Source organism: Streptomyces sp. NPDC002130 (genome assembly GCF_040296465.1).
Classification (GTDB): Bacteria; Actinomycetota; Actinomycetes; order Streptomycetales; family Streptomycetaceae; genus Streptomyces.
Genome location: NZ_JBEOXI010000022.1, coordinates 1 through 21,678, shown reverse-complemented (window position 1 = coordinate 21,678; position 21,678 = coordinate 1). Strand labels below are relative to the sequence as shown.

The following is a 21,678-nucleotide window of genomic DNA, read 5'->3' as shown; positions in this document are numbered from 1 at the left end:
GAACCAGCCTTCGTATCTGTGCAAGGAGTCCGTACCCCATGACGTCCACCGTGCCCAACGCCGTCGAGCACGCTGACGCGCAGCAGCCGCCGATCACCATGTTCGGCCCGGACTTCCCGTACGCCTACGACGACTTCCTCGCCCACCCGGCGGGACTCGGGCAGATACCCGCGACCGAGCACGGCACGGAGGTCGCGGTCATCGGCGGCGGCCTGTCCGGCATCGTCGCCGCGTACGAGCTGATGAAGATGGGCCTCAAGCCGGTCGTGTACGAGGCCGACCAGATCGGAGGCCGGCTGCGCACGGTGGGCTTCGACGGGTGCGACGAGTCCCTCACCGCCGAGATGGGCGCGATGCGCTTCCCGCCGTCCTCCACGGCCCTGCAGCACTACATCGACCTGGTCGGCCTTCAGACGCGGCCGTTCCCCAACCCGCTGTCGGAGGCGACCCCCTCGACCGTCGTCGACCTCAAGGGCGAGTCGCACTACGCCGAGACGATCGCCGACCTGCCCCAGGTCTACCGGGACGTCGCCGAGGCGTGGAACCGCTGCCTGGAGGAGGGCGCCGACTTCTCCGACATGAACCGCGCCCTGCGCGAGCGGGACGTGCCGCGTATTCGCGAGATCTGGTCCCGGCTCGTCGAGAAGCTGGACAACCAGACCTTCTACGGCTTCCTCTGCGACTCCGAGGCGTTCAAGTCCTTCCGGCACCGCGAGATCTTCGGCCAGGTCGGCTTCGGCACGGGCGGCTGGGACACCGACTTCCCCAACTCCATCCTGGAGATCCTGCGCGTCGTCTACACCGAGGCCGACGACCACCACCGCGGCATCGTCGGCGGCTCCCAGCAGCTGCCGCTGCGCCTGTGGGAGCGCGAGCCGCAGAAGATCGTCCACTGGCCGCTCGGGACCTCGCTCGCGACCCTGCACGAGGGCGGGGAGCCCCGCCCCGCCGTGACCCGGCTGCACCGCACCGCCGGCAACCGCATCACGGTGACCGACGCCCGCGGCGACATCCGCACCTTCCAGGCGGCCATCTTCACCGCCCAGTCCTGGATGCTGCTGTCGAAGATCGCCTGCGACGACTCGCTCTTCCCGATCGACCACTGGACCGCGATCGAGCGCACCCACTACATGGAGTCCTCGAAGCTCTTCGTGCCGGTCGACCGCCCGTTCTGGCTCGACAAGGACGAGGAGACGGGCCGGGACGTCATGTCGATGACGCTCACCGACCGTATGACGCGCGGTACTTACCTGCTCGACGACGGCCCGGACAAGCCAGCCGTCATCTGCCTCTCCTACACCTGGTGCGACGACAGCCTGAAGTGGCTGCCGCTGTCCGCGAACGAGCGGATGGAGGTCATGCTGAAGTCGCTGGGCGAGATCTATCCCAAGGTCGACATCCGCAAGCACGTCATCGGCAATCCGGTGACGGTCTCCTGGGAGAACGAGCCCTACTTCATGGGCGCGTTCAAGGCCAACCTGCCCGGCCATTACCGCTACCAGCGGCGCCTGTTCACGCACTTCATGCAGGACCGGCTGCCCGAGGACAAGCGCGGCATCTTCCTCGCCGGCGACGACATCTCCTGGACCGCCGGCTGGGCCGAGGGCGCCATCCAGACCGCCCTCAACGCGGTCTGGGGCGTCATGCACCACCTGGGCGGCACGACCGACCCGACCAACCCGGGCCCCGGCGACGTCTACGACGAGATCGCCCCCGTCGAGCTGCCGGAAGACTGACGCCGCGGCGGGTCCGCCAGGGGCGTGAGCAGCATGCGCCCCGCGAAACCCACCGCCGTGTCCAGGCGCTCGGTGAACTCAACCGCGACATCGGGGAGTTCACGCAGGACCCACAGGGCCCGGGCCGCCGTCCACGCGGCGTCCCGGGCGCGGTCAAGGCTCCAGGAGCCGAGCAGGTGGGTCAGCGGGTCGGCGATCCGCAGGAGGTCGGGTCCCGGCATCAGATCGTCGCGGATGCGCTCCTCCAGCGAGACGAGGAGATCGCCCACCATGTCGAACTCGTCCTCCAGATCGACGGGTGCGCAGCCGAGCGTACGGCAGGTGTCCACGACGGCCAGCGCGAGATCGTGTCCGATGTGCGCGTTGATGCCCGCCAGCGCGAACTGCAACGGCCGTACCCCGGGGTGGCGGCGGAACTGGAACAGAGGCCGCCAGCAGGCGGGCGGGCGCCGCTCGTCCGCCGCCGACTCGACGGCCGCCAGGTACCGCTGCGCGAACCGTACGTCCAGCGTGATCGCGGCGTGGGCGTCCGTGAACCGGCCGGCGTCGACGTACCGGTCCACCGCCTCCGTCACGGCGAGGTAGACACGGTTGAAGACCGCCACCCCGTCCCGTGGGTGCAGGGCCGCGTCGAGGGCGCGCATCCGGGAGATGACGGCGTCGACCGGAGTGTCCACGGCTGGGGGGAGTTGTTCGCATCGCGGCATGCGGGCAGAGTCGCAGCTCTAGGCTGGCGGAAGTACCGGCGGGCCCGGCGCTTCCCCGAAACGGGGGAACACCGCCCGTCGCAGGGGGAGGGGGAGCAGCACCGTGGCAGGCTCGCGTGCCCAGCGCCTGGCCGCCCGCAGGGCCGTGCGCGGGCGCGCCGCCCGGCGCGGCGCGATGGTCGCGGCGACCTCGCTCGTCGTCGTGACCGGCGCCGTCGCGGGTGTCCTCTCCGCGTTCGACGACAGGCGGCCCTCGGACGGGGCCGCGCCCCCCGAGGTCTCGGCGTCGCCGCGCCTGGCACCCCTGCCGGCCGTGCCGTCGCCCTCCGCGCCCGCCACCGCCGAGTCCGCGCCCCCTTCGCCGTCTCCGTCCGTCCGCCGGACGCAGAGCCCCGCGCCGCCGAGGACCGAGAGGAAGCGGGAGCGCACCACCAGCGTGGGCGGACGCCTCTACCGCCACCCCGATTCCCAGGTGCTCGAATGGGTCCGCTCCCACTCCGGCGACCCCCGGCACGCGGTCATCGCGTCCCGTATCGCCGAGCAGCCCGCGGCCGTCTGGTTCGCCGACTACGACCCGCAGGCCGTCACCGCCCGGGTCGCCGCGGTGACGTCGGGCGGGGCCGCGCTGGGCCGGGTGCCCGTCGTCGTGCCGTACGCGATCCCCGGCCGGGACTGCGGGGGCCACTCCCAGGGCGGGGCGCCCGGCCTGGACGCCTACGACGCCTGGATCGACCGTTTCGCGGCGGGGCTGGGCTCCGGTGAGGTCATCGTCGTCCTGGAGCCGGACTCGGTCGCCCAGGCCGAGTGCCTCTCCGCCGCCGCACGCGCGGACCGCTTCGCCTCGCTGGCCCGGGCCGGCCGCGTGCTGAAGGCCGCCAACCCCCGGGCCCGTGTGTACTTCGACGCGGGGCACTCGGGCTGGAACGCGCCCGCCCGGCAGGCGGTGTGGCTGCGACAGGCCGGTGCCGCCTCGCCCGAGTCGTCCGACGGCATCTTCAGCAACGTCTCCAACTTCCACACCACCGCCGACGAGGTCGCCTACGACCGGCGGGTCCTCGACGCACTCGGCGGCCCGGCGGATCTCGGCGCGGTCATCGACACCAGCCGCAACGGCAACGGCGCCCCGCCCGACGGCGAGTGGTGCGACCCGGCGGGCCGGAGGCTCGGCCGGGCCCCGACGCTGAACACCGGCGCATCGCGGATCGACGCCTACCTGTGGGTGAAGCTGCCGGGGGAGTCGGACGGCTGCAAGGGCAGGCCGGGGACGTTCACGGCCTCCTACGCCTACGACTTGGCGTCGTCCGACTCGGCGTCGTCGTAGGAGGAGGTGCCCTCGTCCAGCAGCGGCGCCTGCGTCTTCAAGTGGGCCGGGGCGAAGGCCCGCAGGGCGTGGTAGCCGGTGATGACGACGATCGTCCCGAGCGCGATGCCGCTCAGCGAGAACGTGTCGGAGAACTTCAGGGAGACGTTGCCGACGCCGATGATGATGCCCGCCGCCGCCGGGACCAGGTTCAGCGGATTGCGCAGATCCACCTTCGCGTTGATCCAGATCTGCGCGCCCAGCAGGCCGATCATGCCGTACAGGATGACGGTGATGCCGCCGAGCACCCCGCCCGGGATCGCCGCCACGACCGCGCCGAACTTCGGGCAGACGCCGAACAGCAGGGCGAAGCCCGCGGCGGCCCAGTACGCGGCCGTCGAGTACACGCGGGTCGCGGCCATCACGCCGATGTTCTCGGAGTACGTGGTGTTGGGCGGGCCGCCGACCGCGGTGGACAGCATCGAGCCGACGCCGTCGGCCGCGATCGCCGTGCCGAGCTTGTCGTCCAGCGAGTCACCGGTCATCTCGCCGACCGCCTTCACGTGCCCGGCGTTCTCGGCGACCAGAGCGATGACGACCGGGAGGGCGACGAGGATCGCCGACCACTCGAAGGACGGGGCGTGCAGGCCGGGCAGTCCGATCCAGTCGGCCTTGTCCACGCCGGACAGGTCCAGACGCCAGTGGTCGGTCAGCCTGCCGCCGGCGTCCACCGAGTGGATCTTGCCGAAGACCAGGTCGAACACCCAGGAGATGCCGTACCCGAAGACCAGTCCCAGGAAGATCGCGATCCGGGACCAGAAACCCCGCAGACAGACCACCGCAAGACCGGTGAACAGCATCACCAGCAGGGCCGTCCACTGGTCCTGCGGCCAGTACGTCGAGGCCGTCACCGGCGCCAGGTTGAAGCCGATCAGCATCACCACCGCGCCGGTCACGATCGGCGGCATCGTGGCGTGGATGATCCGCGCCCCGAACCGCCGCACGGCGAGCCCCACCAGGAACAGCGCGCCCCCGACGACGAACACCGCTCCCGTGACGGTCGCGCTGCTGCCTCCTTGCGCCCGGATGACCGCCGCCACGCCGACGAAGGAGAGCGAGCAGCCCAGGTAGCTGGGCACGCTGCCGCGGGTGGCCAGCAGGAACACGACGGTCGCGACGCCCGACATCATGATCGCGAGATTCGGGTCCAGGCCCATCAGGACCGGCGCCACGAAGGACGCACCGAACATCGCCACGACGTGCTGGGCGCCCAGTCCGGCCGTGCGGGGCCAGGAGAGCCGCTCGTCGGGTCGGACCACGGCGCCGGGCGCCGGGATCTTTCCGTCGCCGTGCAGTTTCCAGCGGACGCCGAGATCCATGGTGCGGTTTCGCTTTCGTCGTGCGTGCGAGTGTCCGGACCATTGTCGGGGTGCGCCCACCGTGCTGATGACCGGGTCGGGTGTCCGTTCAGGGTCGCGGGTCGGGGACCGCCGCGTCCGTCCGGCCGATCTTCGTCCGCTCACCGGGCCGCAGCACACCCGCGAACGCCACCAGGCCGCACGACAGCGCCGTCACCAGGCAGAACGACACCATCAGGCTCGTGGCCTGCGCCAGCAAGCCGATCGCACTCGGCGCGATCAGCCCCGAGGTGTACGTGATGGTCGCGACGCCCGCGATGGCCAGGCTCGGGTTGGAGCCGCTGCGGCCGGCGGCGGCGAAGCACAGCGGCACGACGACGGCGATGCCCAGCCCCATCAGCGCGAACCCGCTCATCGCCACCGCGGGATGGTCGGAGATCACGATCAGCAGCCCACCCAGGACGGCGAACACCCCGCTCGCCCGCACCGTCCGCACGGCGCCGAAGCGGTCCACGACCTTGTCACCGGCGAGCCGGGCGAGGGCCATGGTGAGCGTGAAGCCCGTGGTACACGCCGCCGCGAGACCGGCCGAGGTCTCGAGCTGCTCACGCAGATAGACGGCCGACCAGTCCAGGCTCGCTCCCTCGGCGAACACCGCGCAGAACCCGATCGCGCCGATGAGCAGCGCCGACCGGGGCGGCAGCGCGAACCGCGGCGGCGGCTCCTCGTCCTCGGCGGGCTGCAGGTCGAGCACCCACTGGCAGGACAGCACCCCGACGACGGTGAGGACCGCGGCGGCCAGGGCGTGGTGCAGCCGGGCGTCCGAGCCGAGGTGCGCGGCGAGCGTGCCGGCCGCCGAGCCGATCAGGGCGCCCACGCTCCACATTCCGTGCAGTCCGGACATGATCGACCGTCCGAGGCGGTTCTCGACCTCGACCCCCAGCGCGTTCATCGCCACGTCGGTCATGCCGGCCGTCGCGCCGTACGTGAACAGGGCCAGACAGAGCGTCAGCAGGTTCGGCGCGAGGGACGGCAGGACCAGCGACAGTGTCCACAGGGCGATCAGTCCGCGCAGCGCGTTCCGGGTGCCGAAACGGTGGATGATGCCGCCGGCGAGCGGCATCGCCACGGACGCGCCGAGCGCGGGGAAGGCGAGCGCGATCCCCAACTGGCCGGCGCTCACGCCCGCGTGGTCCTGGATCCACGGCACCCGGGTCGCGAACGAGCCGGTCACGGCGCCGTGCACGGCGAAGACGGCGGCCACGGCGTACCGGGACCGCTTCACCTCGCGTTGTTCGTCGACCACGTTGCCCATTCTGCGGTCCCCCTCCGGGTCTCTGCCGTGTTCCGTGACCGGTGCGGGCGTAAACTATCAGGAACCCTGCCTGATAATAAGATGGCTTTCCGCTGACCACGGTCGACGGCGCCGTCGATCTGGGAGGATCCGCGCATGCCCGCATCCCCGAGCACCGCCCGGGCCATCAACGACCGGCTCGCCCTGCGCCTGCTCCAGCAGGAAGGCCCGTTGACGGCAGGGCAGTTGAAACAGCTGACCGGTCTGTCCCGGCCGACCGTCGCCGACCTCGTCGAACGCCTCACCGCCGCCGGGCTGATCGCGGTGGTCGGCGAGGCGGGGGAGCAGCGGCGCGGCCCCAACGCGAAGGTCTACGGCATCGTCGCCGACCGGGCGCACCTGGCCGCCCTCGACGTCCGCACCGAGGGCGTCGCCGTGGCCGTCGCCGACCTGGTGGGGCGCGTGCTGGCCGAGGCGTCGGTGCCCATCGGGGACGACACGGGCACGGGTCCCGCCGTGGAGCAGGCGGTCACGCTGGTCGAGCGCGTGGCGAAGGAGGCCGGTGCCGGCCGCTTGCACACCGTGGGGATCGGTGCGCCCGGCCTGATCGACCCGTCCAGCGGCGAACTCCGTGACTCCACCGGACTGCCGGAGTGGCACCGCCGGCTCGTCGCCACCCTTCAGGAGCGGCTGCCCGAGGCCCGCGTCAGCGTCGAGAACGAGACCAACCTCGCGGCGCTGGCCGAGCAGCGCGACGGGGCGGCCCGGGATCGGGACACCTTCGTCCTGCTGTGGCTCGGCCACGCACCGGGAGCGGCCGTGGTCCTCGACGGCGCCCTCCGGCGCGGCGCCTCCGGCGGCACCGGGGAGATCGGCTTCCTGCCGGTCCCGGGCACGAGCGCGCTGCCGTCGGCCACGGACTGCGAGGGCGGCTTCCACTCGCTGGCCTCCTCGGCGGCGGTCGTGTCCCTGGCGGCCGAGTGCGGGATGCCGGCGGCGCCGGGGGAGCGGACGTCCGCGGTGGGGGTGGTACGGGCGGCCGTCGCCGTGGTGCGGGCGGCGGCGGACGGGGGGCCGGGGGAGGAGCCGACCGCGAACGACGCGGAGGGGGCGATGCGGCCGAGCGGAACCGGGAGTCCCACGCTGACGCCGGTAGGGGACGAGCCCACACCCGCGAGCTCGGTGCCGCTGTTGCCGGGTGGGGCCGGGTCCGCGCCTGGGGGTTCGGTGCCGCTGTTGCCGGGTGGGGCCGGGTCCGCGCCTGGGGGTTCGGTGCCGCTGTTGCCGGGTGGGGCCGGGGCCACGCCCGGGAGTTGGGCGCCGCTGCTGCCGGGAGGCGCAGCGCAGGGCGACCGCCGCCGTGGCGCGCCCGTGCCCGGGGCGGAATCCCGCACCCCCGAAGCCGAGGCGCCCCAGCCCACGGTCCCCGCCCCCGCCGCCCGCTTTCTGGACGCCCTCGCCGATCGTCTCGCCGTCGGGGTCGCCTCCGTCGTGGCGATCCTGGACCCCGGGTGCGTGGTGCTCGGCGGTGAGGTCGGTCAGGCCGGCGGCGAGGAGCTCGCCTCACGGGTGCGCGACCGCATCGCCCGGATGACGCCCCTGCCCACGGAGGTACGGGCGACGACCCTCGGCGGGGGCGCGGTCCTGCGCGGCGCACTGCTGACGGCCCGGGACCGCGCACAGGAGGAACTGTTCACGCCCGGAGAGCCCCCACCCCAGCCCTCCCCGGGCTGGTAGGCCGTCAGGTCAGGTACCGTCCGCCCTCCGCCGTTCGTCCTCCGTCCTCCTCCCTCAGACTCCGGACCGCCCGCTCCCCGCCTGGACCCGGCCGCCTCCGAACCGCCTTTCCAGGTGCTCCTCGAACGACCCCTTGCCCACCGCCCGTCGCGGCGCCAGATGGCCCCCGCTGCGGAAGCCCCGGTACGCCGCTCCCCGCAGCGGCACGTTCACCACCGCTCGCCGGCGGCCCGACGCCTTCAGATACGCACGGGCGAGGGACTCCAGCGGCCGTACCTCCGGCCCGCCCATGTCCTCGACCCGCCCCGCCGGCGCGGCCGTCGCCAGCTCGACCAGCCGGTCCGCGACCTCGGCCACCTCCACCGGCTGGTCCCGCACGCCCGCCGGCAGGAACATCACCGGCAGCTTCGACAGCCCCTGGAACATCATGATCAGCAGATCGTGGAACTGCGTCGCCCGCAGCACGGTCCAGCCGATCCCCGACTCCTCGACCAGCCTCTCCACCGCGAGCTTGCTCCGGTAGTACGGGAACGGCACCTCGTCGACACCCACGATCGAGATGTAGACAAGATGACGCACGCCCGCACCGCGCGCCGCCCTGACCAGGTTCTGAGCCGCTTGCTCGTCCCCCTTCTGTGCCGACGCGCAGTGCACGATCGTGTCCACACCGGCGACGGCCGCGTCCAGCGCGGCTCCGCCCGCCCGCAGATCCACCGCGTACGGCTCGCTGTGCCGGCTGAGCACCCGCACCTCGTGCCCGCCCGCGCGCAACCGCTCGGCGACGAGCCGCCCCAGCGTTCCGGTGCCGCCGGTCACCAGGATCGTGGTCATGTTGTTCAGCCCCTTCGGACGCCGGGCGCTCCCGGGTGGAGCGCCCCTCGCCAACTGAGACCGAACAGCCCCCGCCGAATGTGACAGGCGCGCCCCGCGGTCCTACGGCCGGGTGAGCTGACGCCGTGCGAACGCCAGCTTCTCCGGGTTGACCACGGCCCGCACACCCGTGACCAGCCCGTCGCGCACCTCGACCACCGACAGTCCGACGAGCGTGTCGCCCGCCCAGCTCGCCAGCCCCAGCCCCCCGTTGACCTCGGTCGGCACGAAGTCCAGGCCCCGCGCGAACTTCGGCCCGCCGCCCGCCAGGAAGCGGGCGATGTCGGGCCCGCCCTCGATGGGCCACCGCGCCGCGGTGACCTTGCCGCCACCGTCGCTCCACCAGGTCGCGTCGGCCGCGAGCAACTTCTCCAGCCCGGCCAGGTCCCCGTCACGGGCCGCCGTGATGAACGACGTGACCAGCTCCTCCTGCCGCTCGGAGACGGGCTCGAACCGGGCCTGCGGTTCGCCCACCCGCCGCACGGCACGCCGGTACAGCTGACGGCAGTTGGCCTCGCTCAGGTCCAGCACCCCGGCGATCTCCCGGTGCCCGTAGCCGAACGCCTCCCGCAGCACGTACACGGCCCGCTCGGTCGGCGTCAGCCGCTCCAGCAGCACCAGCATCGCCATCGACACGGCGTCCCGCTGCTCCGCGGACTCCAGCGGTCCGAGCGTGCCGTCCGAGGTGACCACGGGCTCGGGCAGCCAGGTCCCGACGTACCGCTCGCGCCGGGCCCGCGCGGAGGTGAGCCGGTTCAGGCAGAGGTTGGTGACGACCTTGGCCAGCCAGGCCGCCGGGTGCTCGATCCCCGCCCGGTCGGCGCCGCAGTAGCGCAGGTAGGCGTCCTGGACCGCATCCTCGGCCTCCTCGGCGGAGCCCAGCAGCCGGTAGGCGAGCGAGAACAGCCTGGGCCGGTGGACTTCGAACTCCTCGGCGGTGGTCGTGGTCATACGACTCACCCTGCCAGAGGGCGGCCCGCCCGGCGTCGGGAACCCCGAGCCGGGGGCCCGGGTGGGAAGGCCCGACGGCGGGCAAGGGCCGTCGTCACCGCCGCCGGGCCGGTCAGTGGGGGGTGAGCCGACCCTGACCCTAGAAAGGACTAGACCACATCGTCAATAGGTATGTACCAATGTTCGCCTTCCAAGACGTCGCGTCCCTGCGGAAGTTGGGGTCTCGGTCGCGCTCAGGAAGGGGCGGGACACGGTCTGTGAGGCAGCCCACACACTCTGCCCCTATGCATGTCGATCAGGCGTGGCACACTGGCCGTGTACCAGTAGCAGCGCACTCCGGGGTCGGTGAAAGTCCGAACCGGCGGTTACAGTCCGCGACCCGGTCGCCTCCAGCGGCCGGTTGACCAGGTGAAATTCCTGGACCGACGGTTAAAGTCCGGATGGGAGGCAGTGCGCGGCGAGCGGGCATTCGTGCGCGCCGCCCGAGAAGTCCGTCCTTGTGACGGACTCCGTCCGGCGTCGCCCCCGGTGTCCCTGCTCGTATCTTCTGTCGTCATCGACAGCCCCGGAGTCCGTGCCCGAAGAGGCAGGAGGACCCGGGAAGTGTTCACCGGAATCGTCGAAGAGCTGGGCGAGGTCACCGCCGTCGAGACCCTCGACGACGCCTGTCGCTTCCGCCTGCGCGGACCGGTCGTCACCCAAGGCGCCAAGCACGGCGACTCGATCGCCGTGAACGGCGTGTGCCTCACGGTCGTGGAGCACGAGGGCGACGAATTCACGGCCGACGTCATGGCCGAGACCCTGAACCGCTCCAGCCTCGGTGTCCTGAAGGCCGGTTCCCGGGTCAACCTCGAACGCCCCATGGCCGTCGGCGAACGCCTCGGCGGGCACATCGTGCAGGGCCACGTCGACGGCACCGGCGAGATCCTGGAGCGCAAGCCCTCGGAGAACTGGGAGATCGTGAAGATCTCCCTCCCCGCGGACCTCACCCGCTACGTGGTCGAAAAGGGCTCCATCACGGTCGACGGCATCAGCCTCACCGTCGTCGACGCCGGCCCCGACCACTTCACCGTGAGCCTCATCCCCACCACCCTCGACCTGACCACGCTCGGCCACAAGCAGCCCGGCGACCCGGTCAACCTCGAAGTGGACGTCATCGCCAAGTACGTCGAGCGGATGCTGGGCGACCGTGCGCAGGGGGCCGGCCGGTGAACACGCTGAACTCCGAGGCGTTCGTCCTCTTCGGCCAGCACATCCTCTGGTCCGACATGGTCGGCAACCTCTTCGGCCTGGCAGCCCTGGCCCTCGGCTGGCGGCGCTCCATCTGGACCTGGCCCGTGCAGTTCCTGGCCGGCCTCATCCTCTTCGGCGCCTTCTACGGCCACCTCACCGGCAGCGCGGGCAAGCAGGCGGTCGTCATGGTCGTCGCCCTGTACGGCTGGTGGCAGTGGCAGCGCGGCAAGGGCCAGGGAGAAGACGGCCACATCGCCGTACGGTTCGCCACCTGGCGCGAGCGCGCAGCCATGGCCGCGGCGGCCGCCGCCGGCACGGTCGCCGTTGCGCTGCTGTTCAAGGCGTACCCGACCCTGTCCTGGGACCCCTGGCCCGACGCCTACATCTTCGTCGGCACCGTCGTCGCGATGTACGCCCAGGCCCGCGGCATGGTCGAGTTCTGGTTCGCCTGGCTCCTCGTCGACGTCGTCGGCGTCCCCCTGAACTTCGCCAACGGCTACGCCTTCTCCGGTTTCGTCTACGTCATCTACGGCGCGCTCGTCCTGTGGGGCCTGCGCGACTGGTGGCTGCGCTCGCGTCAGGCCGCGCGGCCCACCCTGGAAGGAGCGCCGGCATGAGCGCCACAACCGCCCTGTACAGCACCGACGATGTCGAGACCTTCGCGCTCGACCCCGTCGAGCAGGCCATCGCCGACATCGCGGCCGGCCGCCCCGTCGTGGTCGTCGACGACGAGGACCGGGAGAACGAGGGCGACCTCGTCATCGCCGCCGAGAAGGCCACCCCCGAGATCGTCGCCTTCATGATGAGCGAGTGCCGCGGCCTGATCTGCGCCCCCATGGAAGGCGACGAACTGGACCGGCTGCGGCTGCCGCAGATGGTCGAGGACAACACCGAGTCGATGAAGACCGCCTTCACGGTCTCCGTCGACGCCTCCGCCGCGCACGGCGTGAGCACCGGCATCTCCGCCTCCGACCGCGCCACCACCCTCCGGCTGCTCGCCGACGGCGTGTCCGGGCCCGACGACTTCGTCCGCCCCGGCCACATCTTCCCGCTGCGCGCCCGGCCCGGCGGCGTCCTCACCCGCAACGGCCACACCGAGGCCGCCGTCGACCTCGCCCGGCTCGCGGGTCTGCGCCCGGCCGGCGCGATCGTCGAGATCGCCGGCGAGGACGGCACCATGCTGCGCCTGCCCGAGCTGATCCCCTTCGCCCGCAAGCACGGCCTGACGATCATCTCCATCGAGGACCTGATCGCCTACCGCCGCAGCAGCGAGCCCACCGTCCGCCGGGAGGCCACCACCCGGCTGCCCACCGCCCACGGCACCTTCACGGCCTACGGCTACCGCTCCACCGTCGACGGCGTCGAGCACGTCGCCCTGGTGCACGGCGAGATCGGCGACGGCCAGGACGTCCTCGTGCGCGTCCACTCCGAATGCCTCACCGGCGACGTCTTCGGCTCGGCCCGCTGCGACTGCGGCCCCCAGCTCGACGCCTCCCTCGCCCGCATCCAGGAGGAGGGCCGCGGCGTCGTGGTGTACCTGCGCGGACACGAGGGCCGCGGCATCGGCCTGATGTCCAAGCTGCGCGCCTACGAACTCCAGGAACGCGGCCGCGACACCCTCGACGCCAACCTCGAACTCGGCCTGCCCGCCGACGCCCGCGACTACGCGGCCGGCGCGCAGATCCTCGCCGACCTCGGCGTGCGCGGCGTCCGGCTGCTGACCAACAACCCCGACAAGACCGACGCGCTCGTCCGCCACGGCATCGCGGTCAGGGCCCGTGTGCCGATGCCCGTGAACGCCGGCGAGCACAACCTCCGCTACCTGCGCACCAAGCGGGACCGGATGGGCCACGACCTGCCCTGGCTGGACACGACCACCGTGCCGGCCTGCGGCAACCAGTAAGAGAGCACAGAGGAGAGACGTGAGCGGCAAGGGTGCACCGGAACTGTCCGTACGCAATGTGGGTGACCTCCGGGTCGCCGTCATCGCGGCACAGTGGCACGAGAAGGTGATGAACGGTCTGGTCGACGGCGCCCTGCGCGCCCTGCACGACCTGGGCATCGACGAGCCGACCCTGCTCAGGGTCCCCGGCAGCTGGGAGCTCCCGGTCGTCGCCAAGGTCCTCGCGGGCCGCGGCTACGACGCGATCGTCGCCCTCGGCGTCGTCATCCGCGGCGGAACCCCCCACTTCGAGTACGTGTGCCAGGGCGTGACCCAGGGCCTGACCCAGGTCTCCGTCGACACCGGTGTCCCCGTCGGCTTCGGCGTGCTGACCTGCGACACCGAGGAACAGGCCCTGGACCGTGCCGGAATCGAGGGCTCCAACGAGGACAAGGGGCACGAGGCGGTGACGGCGGCGGTGGCGACCGCGGCCACCCTCCGCTCAGTATCCGAACCCTGGCACTGACGAAAGGCACATGTGGCATAGGCTGAGCGTCACCATGTCCAAGAAGACGTTCGAGGAGCTCTTCACCGAGCTCCAGCACAAGGCCGCCCAGGGCGACCCCGCCACTTCCCGCACCGCAGAACTGGTCGGCAAGGGCGTCCACGCCATCGGCAAGAAGGTCGTCGAAGAGGCCGCCGAGGTGTGGATGGCCGCCGAGTACGAGGGCAAGGAAGCCGCCGCCGAGGAGATCTCGCAGCTGCTGTACCACGTCCAGGTGATGATGGTCGCCCGCGGCATCTCCCTCGACGACGTCTACGCCCACCTCTGAGCCGCATCCCCGTTCCCGTCAGACACCACGCAAAGGAAGCCGACCTCATGCTGCGCATCGCCGTCCCCAACAAGGGTTCCCTGTCCGGCCCTGCGGCGGAGATGCTGCATGAGGCCGGCTACCAGCAGCGCCGCGAGTCCAAGGAACTGCGGATCGTCGACCCGGTGAACGAGGTCGAGTTCTTCTACCTCCGCCCCCGCGACATCGCGATCTACGTCGCCTCCGGGCAGCTCGACATCGGCCTCACCGGCCGGGACCTGCTCATCGACTCCGGCGCCGAAGCCGAGGAGATCCTCGCCCTCGGCTTCGCCCGCTCCACCTTCCGCTACGCCACCAAGCCCGGCACGATCAGCGGCCTGGCGGACCTGACCGGCAAGACGATCGCGACCTCCTACGAGGGCATCGTCGCGGCGCACCTCGCCGAGCACGGCATCGACGCCTCCGTCGTCCACCTCGACGGCGCCGTCGAGACCGCCATCCAGCTCGGCGTCGCCCAGGTCATCGCCGACGTCGTCGAGACCGGCACCTCGCTGCGCAACGCGGGCCTGGAGGTCGCCGGCGAGCCGATCATGCAGTCCGAGGCCGTCGTGATCCGCCGCACCGGCGCGGACCCCGACGACCCCAAGGTGCAGCAGTTCCTGCGCCGCCTCCAGGGCGTCCTGGTCGCCAGGACGTACGTGATGATGGACTACGACTGCCGCGTCGAGCAGCTGGAGAAGGCCGTCGCCCTCACGCCCGGCCTGGAGTCCCCGACCGTCTCCCCGCTGCACAACGAGGGCTGGGTCGCCGTCCGCGCGATGGTCCCGGCCAAGGAAGCCCAGCGGATCATGGACGACCTGTACGACATCGGCGCCCGGGCCATCCTGACCACGGCCATTCACGCCTGCCGTCTCTGAGGGGCGTACGCGAGATGTCCGACCTGCCCACCCTGCCCGTCACGTTCCGGCCGGGCAGCACCCGCGTGGTGCTGCTCACCGCGGCCGTCGCCATCTTCGTGGTGATCACGGCGGTCGCGATGCTGCTGAAGCAGCTCAGCCCCGCCGAGCGCGTGAGCTTCGTCTTCACGGCGCTCCTGCTGGACGCCGTGCTGCTCCTGCTGGCGCGACCCAAGGTCGTCGTCGACGAGGAGGGCGTCACTGTCGTCAATCTCACGAACAAGCGCCGTCTGGAGTGGGCGGAGATCCTCCAGGTGACCCTCCGGCCCGGCGACCCCTGGGTGTTCCTCAACCTCAGCGACGGCACCAGCCTGCCTGCTCTGGGCATCCAGCCGGGCCTCGCCAGGCAGCGCGCGATCGCCGATGCCCGGGCCCTGCGGGCGCTCGCCGAGGCCCGTTCCACAGCGGACCCCGAGCGGCGTCAGGGCTGACTCGGAGAGATCCTCAGGGCGGTCACCCTGCCGCATCGGGCCATGTCTTGATTAATCTGTTTCCGGAGACGCGAACGGATGCGCCTCCGCCCCTGCCGCCCCGCCCGGTGCGCCAGGGGCTCCTGCTAACCGAGGAGTGACCCTCTCCGGCGATGGACGGATCGTCCTGCAGTACCTGCGCCGCCCCCTGCCGACATAGCGCGTACCTCGCATCCGAGGTGCGCGACCGTGCGGAGGCGGCGGCATCATGAACACCCCCCTGCTGCTCCTGGCAGCCGCGTTCCTGCTGATTCTCGCCAACGGATTCTTCGTGGCGGCCGAGTTCGGACTCGTGACGGTCGAGCGGCCGGAGGCCGAGAAGGCCGCCGCCGAAGGCGACCGGCGCGCCCTCCGGGTCGTCGAATCACTCAGGGAACTGTCCTTCCAGCTCTCCGGCACCCAGCTCGGCATCACCATCACCTCGCTCGTCGTCGGCATGCTCGCCGAACCGGCGCTCGCCGAGCTGCTGCACGGCCCGTTCACCTCGATCGGCATTCCCGAGGGAGCCGTCTCCGGTGTCACGGTCGTGGTCGGCATGCTGCTGGCCTCCGCCGTGCAGATGGTGATCGGCGAGCTCCTGCCCAAGAACTGGGCCGTGTCCCGGCCGCTGCAGGTCGCGCGCTTCGTCGCGGGCCCGCAGCACGTCTTCGCCCGGCTGTTCCGCCCGGTCATCGCCGGCCTGAACGCCGTCGCGAACCGGCTCGTGCGCGCCCTGGGCATCGAGCCCGCCGAGGAGCTGGCCTCCGCCCGCACCCCCGGCGAACTCGTCTCCCTGGCCCGCCACTCCGCCTTGGCCGGCGCCCTGGAGCAGGACACGGCCGACCTGTTCGTCCGGACCCTGTCGCTGGGCGAGCTGACCGCGCAGCACGTGATGACGCCGCGTGTGAAGGTCAGCGCCCTGCAGTCCTCGGCCACCGCCGAGGACGTGGTCAACCTGACCCGGGCCACCGGCTTGTCCCGCTTCCCGGTCTACCGGGAGAAGATCGACGAGGTCGTCGGCATGGCCCACCTCAAGGACGCCCTGGCCGTGCCCGTCCAGGACCGGCTGCGCACCCCCGTCGGCCGCATCGCCCGTCCGGCGCTGCTCGTCCCCGAGACGCTGCCCGTACGGCCGCTCCTCACCCGCCTGCGCAGCGAGCAGCCCATCGCGGTCGTCGTCGACGAGTACGGCGGCACCGCCGGAGTCGTCACGCTGGAGGACATCGTCGAGGAGATCGTCGGCGAGGTCCGCGACGAGCACGACGGGCACGACCTGCCCGAGCTGGCCGCCGCGCCGCCCGAGGACGGCAGGCCCGCCTGGGACGTCGACGGCAGCTGCCGGGTCGACGTCCTGCAGCGCATAGGCCTGGAGGTACCCGAGGGCCCGTACGAGACCGTCGCGGGCCTGATCGCCGACCTGCTGGGCCGTATCCCGGCCGTCGGCGACAAGGCGGAGCTGCCCGGCTGGCGGCTGTCGGTGCGCCAGGTCGGCCACTACCGCGCGGAGCGGGTCCGGCTCGTGCGGACGGCCCCGGTGGTCTCCATGGCGGAGGCCGTCCGATGAGCGTGCTCCAGCTTCTCTTCGCCGCGCTGCTCGTGCTCGCCAACGGTTTCTTCGTCGGCGCCGAGTTCGCGCTGGTCTCCGTACGGCGCAGCCAGATCGAGCCGCTCGGCACCGCCCGCTCCCGGCAGGTCCTCTACGGTCTTGAGCGGCTCCCGCAGATGATGGCGGCGGCCCAGTTCGGCATCACGATCTGCTCGCTGACCCTGGGCGCGGTCGCCGAACCGACGGTCGCGCATCTGCTGGAGCCGGTCTTCGAGTGGATCCACCTGCCGCACGGCATGATCCATCCGCTGACCTACGTCATCGCCCTCGCCGCCGTGGTCTTCTTCCACCTCGTCATCGGCGAGATGGTCCCGAAGAACCTGGCGATGGCGGCACCCGAGAAGGTCGCGCTGTGGCTCAGCCCCGGCCTGGTCTGGTTCGCGCGCTTCTGCAAGCCCATCACCGCCGCCCTCGGCGCGGTCTCGCAGGGCATCCTGCGGCTCTTCCACGTCGAACCAAAGGACGAGGTGGAGGCCGTCTTCACCAGTGAGCAGCTCAACCGGCTGGTGGAGGACGCCGGCCAGGCGGGCCTGCTCGACCCCGAGGAGGCCGAGAGCCTGGAGGACGCCCTGGAGCTGGGCTCCCGCCCGGTGACGGACGTCCTGCTCAAGCGGGAGTCCCTGGTCACGGTCAGCCCGTCGGTCACGCCCGGGCGGATCGTCGAGCTCACCGCCCGCACCGGCTACTCCCGGTTCCCGGTCGCCGCGGACAACGGCGCGTTCATGGGGTACCTGCACGTCAAGGACGTCCTCGACGCGGAGGACTCGGACCGGGCCGTGCCCCAACATCTGTGGCGCCCCATGACGACCCTGCGGCCCGAGCTGCCGCTCGACGACGCCCTGACGGTGATGCGGCGCGCGGCGACGCACCTCGCCCAGGTGGCCGACGCGTCGGGGAAGGTCCTCGGGCTGGTCGCGCTGGAGGACGTGCTGGAGCTGCTGGTGGGGGAGGTACGGGACCCCGCGCACCGGGAGGTCCCGGAGGTTCGGGTCACCGAGCCTCGGAGCAGCGAGGAGGCGTTGGCTTCGTAGGTGTTCGGCTGCGGGCGCGTGGGGGCTGGTCGCGCAGTTCCCCGCGCCCCCAGGCAGGTGGGCACAGCTCCACTGGCCTTCACGGCACCCACCCAGGGGCGCGGGGAACTGCGCGACCAGCCCCCCACCGGCCCGCGGCCGATGAACTCACATAGCCGACGGATCCTGCGGCGCCCGCCCCGACAAGACCTCCCCGTACGCCTGCATCAGATCGGGCAGCCGGAGCGTCGCCAGATCCTCCCTGCCCAGCACCCCGGGGTACACCGACAGCCGCAGATCCCGGTAGGCGCAGCTCTTCTCGTACAGCGTCCGCAGGAACCGCCCGTTGCCCAACTCGTCGATCCACCCCTGGTCCACGACGTGCCCGGCGATGGACCGCAGCTCGTCCAGGGCCTCCTCGTCCCACAGGTCGCCGTTCTCGGCCGCCAGCACCTTGCCGATCTCGGTGAGTTCGAGCGGCCGGTACGACGGGAAGTCGACGCGGGTCGTGAAACGCGACGACAGCCCGGGGTTCGCGGCGAGCAGGCGGTCCATGCCCTCCGGGTAGCCGGCCAGGATCACCACCAGGTGGTCCCGGTTGTCCTCCGCGCGCTTCAGCAGCACCTGCAGGGCCTCGTCGCCGTACGCGTCCCCCTTGCCGTAGCCCGAGTTGGACAGCGCATAGGCCTCGTCGACGAAGAGGACGCCCCCGAGGGCCGAATCGATCAGTTCGTTGGCCTTCACGGCCGTCTGCCCCAGGTACTCGCCGACCAGGTCGGCCCGCTGCGCCTCCACGAGATGGTCGCCGCCGAGCAGCCCGAGGGCGTAGAAGACGCGGCCGAGGATGCGGGCGACGGTGGTCTTGCCGGTGCCGGAGGGGCCGGAGAAGACGAAGTGGCGTTTCGGCGGCTGGACCGGGAGTCCCTGCCCGGCTCGCAGCCGGGCCATGTTCAACTGCGCCGACAGCGCCTTGACCTGGCGCTTCACCGGCTCCAGGCCCACCATGCGTTCGAGCTCGGCGAGCGCCTCCTCCAGTAACGCCGGGTCGGTGGGCCCGGCGGGCAGGGAGGGAGCGGGACCCATCCGTTCGCGGACCGGCGGGCCGGTCACCGGCGGCAGAGGGGCGATCGGCGGCTCGGGGTCGGGCAGTCGCAGATCGCGCCCCTCCAGGCCGAAGAGCGGATCGAACCCGTCCGGACCCTCCACGGCGTCCTGGCCCGCTCCGCTGAGCGTGATCGCCGCGAGATCCGTGGCCTCGTCGTACCCGTCGCCCTCGGCGATGGCGGCGAGCCGGGCGGAGGTGTCCATGAAGGCCGGGTCGACGCGGTGCACTGCGCGGTACAGGGGGAGCGCGGCGGCGCTGCGGCCGGTGCCCTCGTGCGCCCGGGCCAGCCAGTAGCGCAGCTCCTTGCGCTGGGGCTGCTCGCTGCGACAGCGCATCAGCGCGGCGGACAGCAGGGGTTCGGCCTGGCCGTACATCTCCAGGCGCACCCGGGCCATACCGCCGAACAGGCCCGCTTCGATGCCGAGCATCGCATCGTCGAGCAGGGGGTCGGTGTGGCGGACCAGCTGTTCCCAGTCCTTGACCAGGTAGGCGCGGCAGGAGTGCAGGAAGCGGACCTGGTGGTCGGTGTCCACGGGTGGCAGCCCGGCGAGGGCCCGGTCCAGCTCGGGGACGTGACGGCCGTCCAGCCAGTGGGAGGCGTGCGCGAGCAGCAGGTCGCGGGGGCTCTCCAGCACGGGCTGCACCCACCAGCCCAGCCAGTACCAGGAGTTGAGCGTGCGGTGGTAGCGGGAGCGCTGCTCGCCGAAGCGGTCCCGGTGCCGGAACATCCGCAGCAGCGCGGTCGTCGTGTCGACGCGCAGCGCGTGCAGCCCGAGCCAGGCGTCGGCCATCCCGGAGTCCATCCGCACGGCGGCCCGGAACTCCTCCTCCGCCTGCGGATACGCGCCCATGGTGTAGGCGTCCACGCCTCGCAGCCAGGCGAGGTCGGCCGGGGCCTGTGGGCCCTGCGTGCCGAAGTCCATCACGTCCCCCACGAACCGTGCCCCCGTCGGTATGCCAACGAGCCGTCCCCCAGCCGGCTGCCCTGCTCTCGAACCGCTGTGCCACGGACCGGAGTTGCACGTGCGTGAAGCAACCGTCCGTAGGTCGCGACGAGGGCATCGTACCTGCGGGGGCGGCGCGCCCGTAGGGTGCCGCACGGGCCGTTCGGCGAGGTGGGAGCGGATGCGGCGGACGCGTGCGCGGTGACCCAGGGTGAGCGGTCGGCGTCACGCGGCGGGCGGAAATCCGGAAGAAGACAGAACGAAGCCCCCGATCACGGGGGAACAACCGGGGGCTTCGCGTCTGTGGGCGGCTCCGATGCCGCACATTGAGAACGTAAGACCTGTACGGCCCAGCGGTCAAGCCGAGTTGAAGCACTCCGGCAAGTTGTCCCGCAAGGCCTTTCACAAGTTCAGCACACCGCGGGCGGTCCGTCACCGTGCGTGAGGGGATGGTCCGGTCCAACGGTTCGGGCAGGTCCCTCGAGCACCTCATATCCCGTCTCCCGCTGCCGTACCAGAAGGTCGGCGAACGGCCGCGAAGGGTCCTCGGCGAAATGGCGGCGTTCCGCGGGGACCCATCCGTCCCAGAACTCCCGCTGCTCCTCCCCGTCCCGGGACCGGCCCCGCGCCCAGGCCTCCTCGCGCGGCAGCTCCATCCACAGCAGCAGGGCCAGGTGCGGGCGCAGTGCACGGCGTCCCGCGCCGACACCCTCGACGAGGATCACCGGCGCGGGCGGCAGCGAGCGCGGGGAGCCGAAGCGGCGGGCTCGCCAGTCGTAGGGGGCGTAGTGCGCGGTCCTGCCGTGGGTGAGCGGTTCGATCACCTGGTCCAGCAGGCGGCCGGTCCAGTCGAACAGCGCGTCGTGGCTGGCGACGTCGTCGAGGCGCAGCACCGGCGCACCGTCCAGCGCCGCGGCCAGCTGTTCGGCGAACGTGCTCTTTCCGGACCCGGCGTGCCCGTCGACCCCCACGAGCCGGACCGGGCCGCAGGCGGGGGAGAGGCCGCGGATGCGGGCGGCCAGATCACGGACGGCGGGGCCCGGTGCGGGGCGGAAGGACGGAGTCATCTCGCTCAGCACTCTAACGACGGGGTCTGCCGCGGGGCGCCACCGGCCGACGGTGTCCGGGCGCCGTGGCTCCAACGGTGTCGGTGCGGACGCCACTGCCGACGGGGTCTGCCGCGGGGCGCCGCCGGCCGACGGTGTCCGGGCGCCGCGGCTCCAACGGTGTCGGTGCGGACGCCACTGCCGACGGGGTCTGCCCCGGGTGCCGCGAGCGACGGTGTCCGCCGGGGGCGCCGCAGCTCGAACGATGTCTGCCGTGGGGCGCCACTGGTCGACGCCAATATTGGTGGGCGCGGCGCGCGTCGAAGTGCTGGCAGGACACGGCCGCCTGTGCTCATATGTGGCGCACGCACGGATACGACCCGCCGTGCGACGGACCTGCTCCGCACCTGCCCGACTCCGACATACGGGGGCCCCGCCATGCGCAGAGCCGAACATCCGTCCCGCCGAACCGTGCTGGCCGCCGCGGTCGGCGTCGCCGTCGCCGCCGGCGCGGGCCCGGCGGCCGCCGACCCCGAGGCCCTCATGACGACCGACACCGCAGACCCCGCCCGGACGGTCCCGGCCCGTACCGTCGACAACAGGTTCTGCGCGCCCTTCGGCTGGAGCCGGGACGCACAGTGCTGGTTGAGGACATGGCTCAGGGCATCAACCTGGGGAAGGC

At 72.0% G+C, this 21,678-nt stretch carries 19 protein-coding genes, 1 pseudogene and 1 riboswitch; of the genes and pseudogenes, 13 read left to right on the top strand and 7 right to left on the bottom strand.

Features of this window, described 5'->3' with window-relative positions; genetic code table 11:
- The first annotated feature begins 38 nt into the window (after positions 1-38).
- Positions 39-1,736 carry a flavin monoamine oxidase family protein gene (locus tag ABT116_RS06570; protein WP_351628719.1) on the top strand — a complete coding sequence of 566 codons (1,698 nt, stop codon included), beginning with the start codon at positions 39-41 and terminating at the stop codon, positions 1,734-1,736.
- Here ABT116_RS06570 and ABT116_RS06565 read toward each other — a convergent pair.
- The gene (locus tag ABT116_RS06565) at positions 1,697-2,443 is read right to left on the bottom strand and encodes a DUF5995 family protein (protein ID WP_351628717.1); all 747 of its coding nucleotides are present in this window, start codon (positions 2,441-2,443) and stop codon (positions 1,697-1,699) included. The genes ABT116_RS06570 and ABT116_RS06565 overlap by 40 nt on opposite strands.
- 175 nt (positions 2,444-2,618) lie before the next feature.
- Here ABT116_RS06565 and ABT116_RS06560 point away from each other — a divergent pair, with 175 nt between their 5' ends.
- A complete protein-coding gene (locus ABT116_RS06560; RefSeq protein ID WP_351628793.1) occupies positions 2,619-3,764 on the top strand; it encodes a glycoside hydrolase family 6 protein in 1,146 nt (381 codons plus the stop codon).
- On the opposite strand, the gene ABT116_RS06555 is transcribed toward ABT116_RS06560, so the two are convergent.
- Both ABT116_RS06555 and ABT116_RS06550 read right to left on the bottom strand, forming a co-directional pair.
- Positions 3,728-5,122, bottom strand: coding sequence for a uracil-xanthine permease family protein (locus tag ABT116_RS06555; RefSeq protein WP_351628715.1), 1,395 nt, complete (start codon positions 5,120-5,122; stop codon positions 3,728-3,730). The genes ABT116_RS06560 and ABT116_RS06555 overlap by 37 nt on opposite strands.
- Before the next feature lie 88 nt (positions 5,123-5,210).
- Positions 5,211-6,416 (bottom strand): MFS transporter, encoded by a 1,206-nt coding sequence (locus ABT116_RS06550; protein WP_351628712.1) that lies wholly within the window; start codon positions 6,414-6,416, stop codon positions 5,211-5,213.
- Positions 6,417-6,551: 135 nt separating this feature from the next.
- Between ABT116_RS06550 and ABT116_RS06545 the strand changes: the two genes are divergently transcribed.
- Entirely contained in the window at positions 6,552-8,132 is a 1,581-nt protein-coding gene (locus ABT116_RS06545; protein WP_351628709.1) for an ROK family transcriptional regulator, read from the top strand.
- A 54-nt stretch (positions 8,133-8,186) separates the two neighbouring features.
- Here ABT116_RS06545 and ABT116_RS06540 read toward each other — a convergent pair whose 3' ends face one another.
- Together ABT116_RS06540 and ABT116_RS06535 are read right to left on the bottom strand one after the other, a co-directional pair.
- A complete protein-coding gene (locus ABT116_RS06540) occupies positions 8,187-8,963 on the bottom strand; it encodes an SDR family oxidoreductase (RefSeq protein ID WP_351628706.1) in 777 nt (258 codons plus the stop codon).
- A 102-nt stretch (positions 8,964-9,065) separates the two neighbouring features.
- Positions 9,066-9,953, bottom strand: a complete 888-nt coding sequence (locus tag ABT116_RS06535) for an RNA polymerase sigma-70 factor (protein ID WP_351628704.1) — start codon at positions 9,951-9,953, stop codon at positions 9,066-9,068.
- Positions 9,954-10,280: 327 nt separating this feature from the next.
- A riboswitch (FMN riboswitch) is annotated at positions 10,281-10,411 on the top strand.
- A gap of 145 nt (positions 10,412-10,556) precedes the next feature.
- On the opposite strand from ABT116_RS06535, the gene ABT116_RS06530 reads away from it, so the two are divergent.
- The 9 genes from ABT116_RS06530 to ABT116_RS06490 all read left to right on the top strand — a co-directional run bounded on the left by ABT116_RS06530 (position 10,557) and on the right by ABT116_RS06490 (position 17,922).
- Positions 10,557-11,165, top strand: a complete 609-nt coding sequence (locus ABT116_RS06530) for a riboflavin synthase (protein ID WP_351628701.1) — start codon at positions 10,557-10,559, stop codon at positions 11,163-11,165.
- On the top strand, positions 11,162-11,803 hold the full coding sequence (locus tag ABT116_RS06525; protein ID WP_351628699.1) for a nicotinamide mononucleotide transporter family protein: 642 nt from the start codon (positions 11,162-11,164) through the stop codon (positions 11,801-11,803). The genes ABT116_RS06530 and ABT116_RS06525 overlap by 4 nt, the downstream gene beginning before the upstream one ends.
- Positions 11,800-13,089 (top strand): bifunctional 3,4-dihydroxy-2-butanone-4-phosphate synthase/GTP cyclohydrolase II, encoded by a 1,290-nt coding sequence (locus ABT116_RS06520; RefSeq protein WP_351628696.1) that lies wholly within the window; start codon positions 11,800-11,802, stop codon positions 13,087-13,089. The genes ABT116_RS06525 and ABT116_RS06520 overlap by 4 nt, the downstream gene beginning before the upstream one ends.
- Before the next feature lie 19 nt (positions 13,090-13,108).
- Positions 13,109-13,594, top strand: coding sequence for a 6,7-dimethyl-8-ribityllumazine synthase (gene ribH, locus ABT116_RS06515; RefSeq protein WP_030843258.1), 486 nt, complete (start codon positions 13,109-13,111; stop codon positions 13,592-13,594).
- Between the two features lie 34 nt (positions 13,595-13,628).
- Positions 13,629-13,901 carry a phosphoribosyl-ATP diphosphatase gene (locus ABT116_RS06510; protein WP_019983911.1) on the top strand — a complete coding sequence of 91 codons (273 nt, stop codon included), beginning with the start codon at positions 13,629-13,631 and terminating at the stop codon, positions 13,899-13,901.
- A 47-nt stretch (positions 13,902-13,948) separates the two neighbouring features.
- Positions 13,949-14,797, top strand: coding sequence for an ATP phosphoribosyltransferase (hisG, locus tag ABT116_RS06505; RefSeq protein ID WP_351628691.1), 849 nt, complete (start codon positions 13,949-13,951; stop codon positions 14,795-14,797).
- Between the two features lie 14 nt (positions 14,798-14,811).
- Positions 14,812-15,267, top strand: coding sequence for a PH domain-containing protein (locus ABT116_RS06500; RefSeq protein WP_351628688.1), 456 nt, complete (start codon positions 14,812-14,814; stop codon positions 15,265-15,267).
- A 247-nt stretch (positions 15,268-15,514) separates the two neighbouring features.
- Positions 15,515-16,849, top strand: coding sequence for a hemolysin family protein (locus ABT116_RS06495; RefSeq protein WP_351628685.1), 1,335 nt, complete (start codon positions 15,515-15,517; stop codon positions 16,847-16,849).
- Complete coding sequence (locus tag ABT116_RS06490; RefSeq protein ID WP_351628682.1) at positions 16,846-17,922, top strand: hemolysin family protein; 1,077 nt, start codon at positions 16,846-16,848, stop codon at positions 17,920-17,922. The genes ABT116_RS06495 and ABT116_RS06490 overlap by 4 nt, the downstream gene beginning before the upstream one ends.
- Positions 17,923-18,069: 147 nt before the next feature.
- Here ABT116_RS06490 and ABT116_RS06485 read toward each other — a convergent pair whose 3' ends face one another.
- Both ABT116_RS06485 and ABT116_RS06480 read right to left on the bottom strand, forming a co-directional pair.
- Positions 18,070-19,929 carry an AAA family ATPase gene (locus tag ABT116_RS06485; RefSeq protein WP_351628790.1) on the bottom strand — a complete coding sequence of 620 codons (1,860 nt, stop codon included), beginning with the start codon at positions 19,927-19,929 and terminating at the stop codon, positions 18,070-18,072.
- Between the two features lie 431 nt (positions 19,930-20,360).
- The gene (locus ABT116_RS06480) at positions 20,361-21,017 is read right to left on the bottom strand and encodes a uridine kinase family protein (RefSeq protein WP_351628679.1); all 657 of its coding nucleotides are present in this window, start codon (positions 21,015-21,017) and stop codon (positions 20,361-20,363) included.
- Between the two features lie 417 nt (positions 21,018-21,434).
- Between ABT116_RS06480 and ABT116_RS06475 the strand changes: the two are divergent.
- Positions 21,435-21,678: pseudogene (locus ABT116_RS06475) on the top strand (hypothetical protein); the annotation flags it as partial.

Coding starts and splice junctions, on each gene's coding strand:
- ABT116_RS06560 (WP_351628793.1), top strand. CDS start 2,619: ATGGTCGCGGCGACCTCGCTCGTCGTCGTGACCGGCGCCGTCGCGGGT.
- ABT116_RS06555 (WP_351628715.1), bottom strand. CDS start 5,122: ATGGATCTCGGCGTCCGCTGGAAACTGCACGGCGACGGAAAGATCCCG.
- ABT116_RS06510 (WP_019983911.1), top strand. CDS start 13,629: ATGTCCAAGAAGACGTTCGAGGAGCTCTTCACCGAGCTCCAGCACAAG.
- ABT116_RS06565 (WP_351628717.1), bottom strand. CDS start 2,443: ATGCCGCGATGCGAACAACTCCCCCCAGCCGTGGACACTCCGGTCGAC.
- ABT116_RS06520 (WP_351628696.1), top strand. CDS start 11,800: ATGAGCGCCACAACCGCCCTGTACAGCACCGACGATGTCGAGACCTTC.
- ABT116_RS06540 (WP_351628706.1), bottom strand. CDS start 8,963: ATGACCACGATCCTGGTGACCGGCGGCACCGGAACGCTGGGGCGGCTC.
- ABT116_RS06570 (WP_351628719.1), top strand. CDS start 39: ATGACGTCCACCGTGCCCAACGCCGTCGAGCACGCTGACGCGCAGCAG.
- ABT116_RS06550 (WP_351628712.1), bottom strand. CDS start 6,416: ATGGGCAACGTGGTCGACGAACAACGCGAGGTGAAGCGGTCCCGGTAC.
- ABT116_RS06485 (WP_351628790.1), bottom strand. CDS start 19,929: ATGGACTTCGGCACGCAGGGCCCACAGGCCCCGGCCGACCTCGCCTGG.
- hisG (WP_351628691.1), top strand. CDS start 13,949: ATGCTGCGCATCGCCGTCCCCAACAAGGGTTCCCTGTCCGGCCCTGCG.
- ABT116_RS06495 (WP_351628685.1), top strand. CDS start 15,515: ATGAACACCCCCCTGCTGCTCCTGGCAGCCGCGTTCCTGCTGATTCTC.
- ABT116_RS06535 (WP_351628704.1), bottom strand. CDS start 9,953: ATGACCACGACCACCGCCGAGGAGTTCGAAGTCCACCGGCCCAGGCTG.
- ABT116_RS06500 (WP_351628688.1), top strand. CDS start 14,812: ATGTCCGACCTGCCCACCCTGCCCGTCACGTTCCGGCCGGGCAGCACC.
- ABT116_RS06545 (WP_351628709.1), top strand. CDS start 6,552: ATGCCCGCATCCCCGAGCACCGCCCGGGCCATCAACGACCGGCTCGCC.
- ABT116_RS06490 (WP_351628682.1), top strand. CDS start 16,846: ATGAGCGTGCTCCAGCTTCTCTTCGCCGCGCTGCTCGTGCTCGCCAAC.
- ABT116_RS06480 (WP_351628679.1), bottom strand. CDS start 21,017: ATGACTCCGTCCTTCCGCCCCGCACCGGGCCCCGCCGTCCGTGATCTG.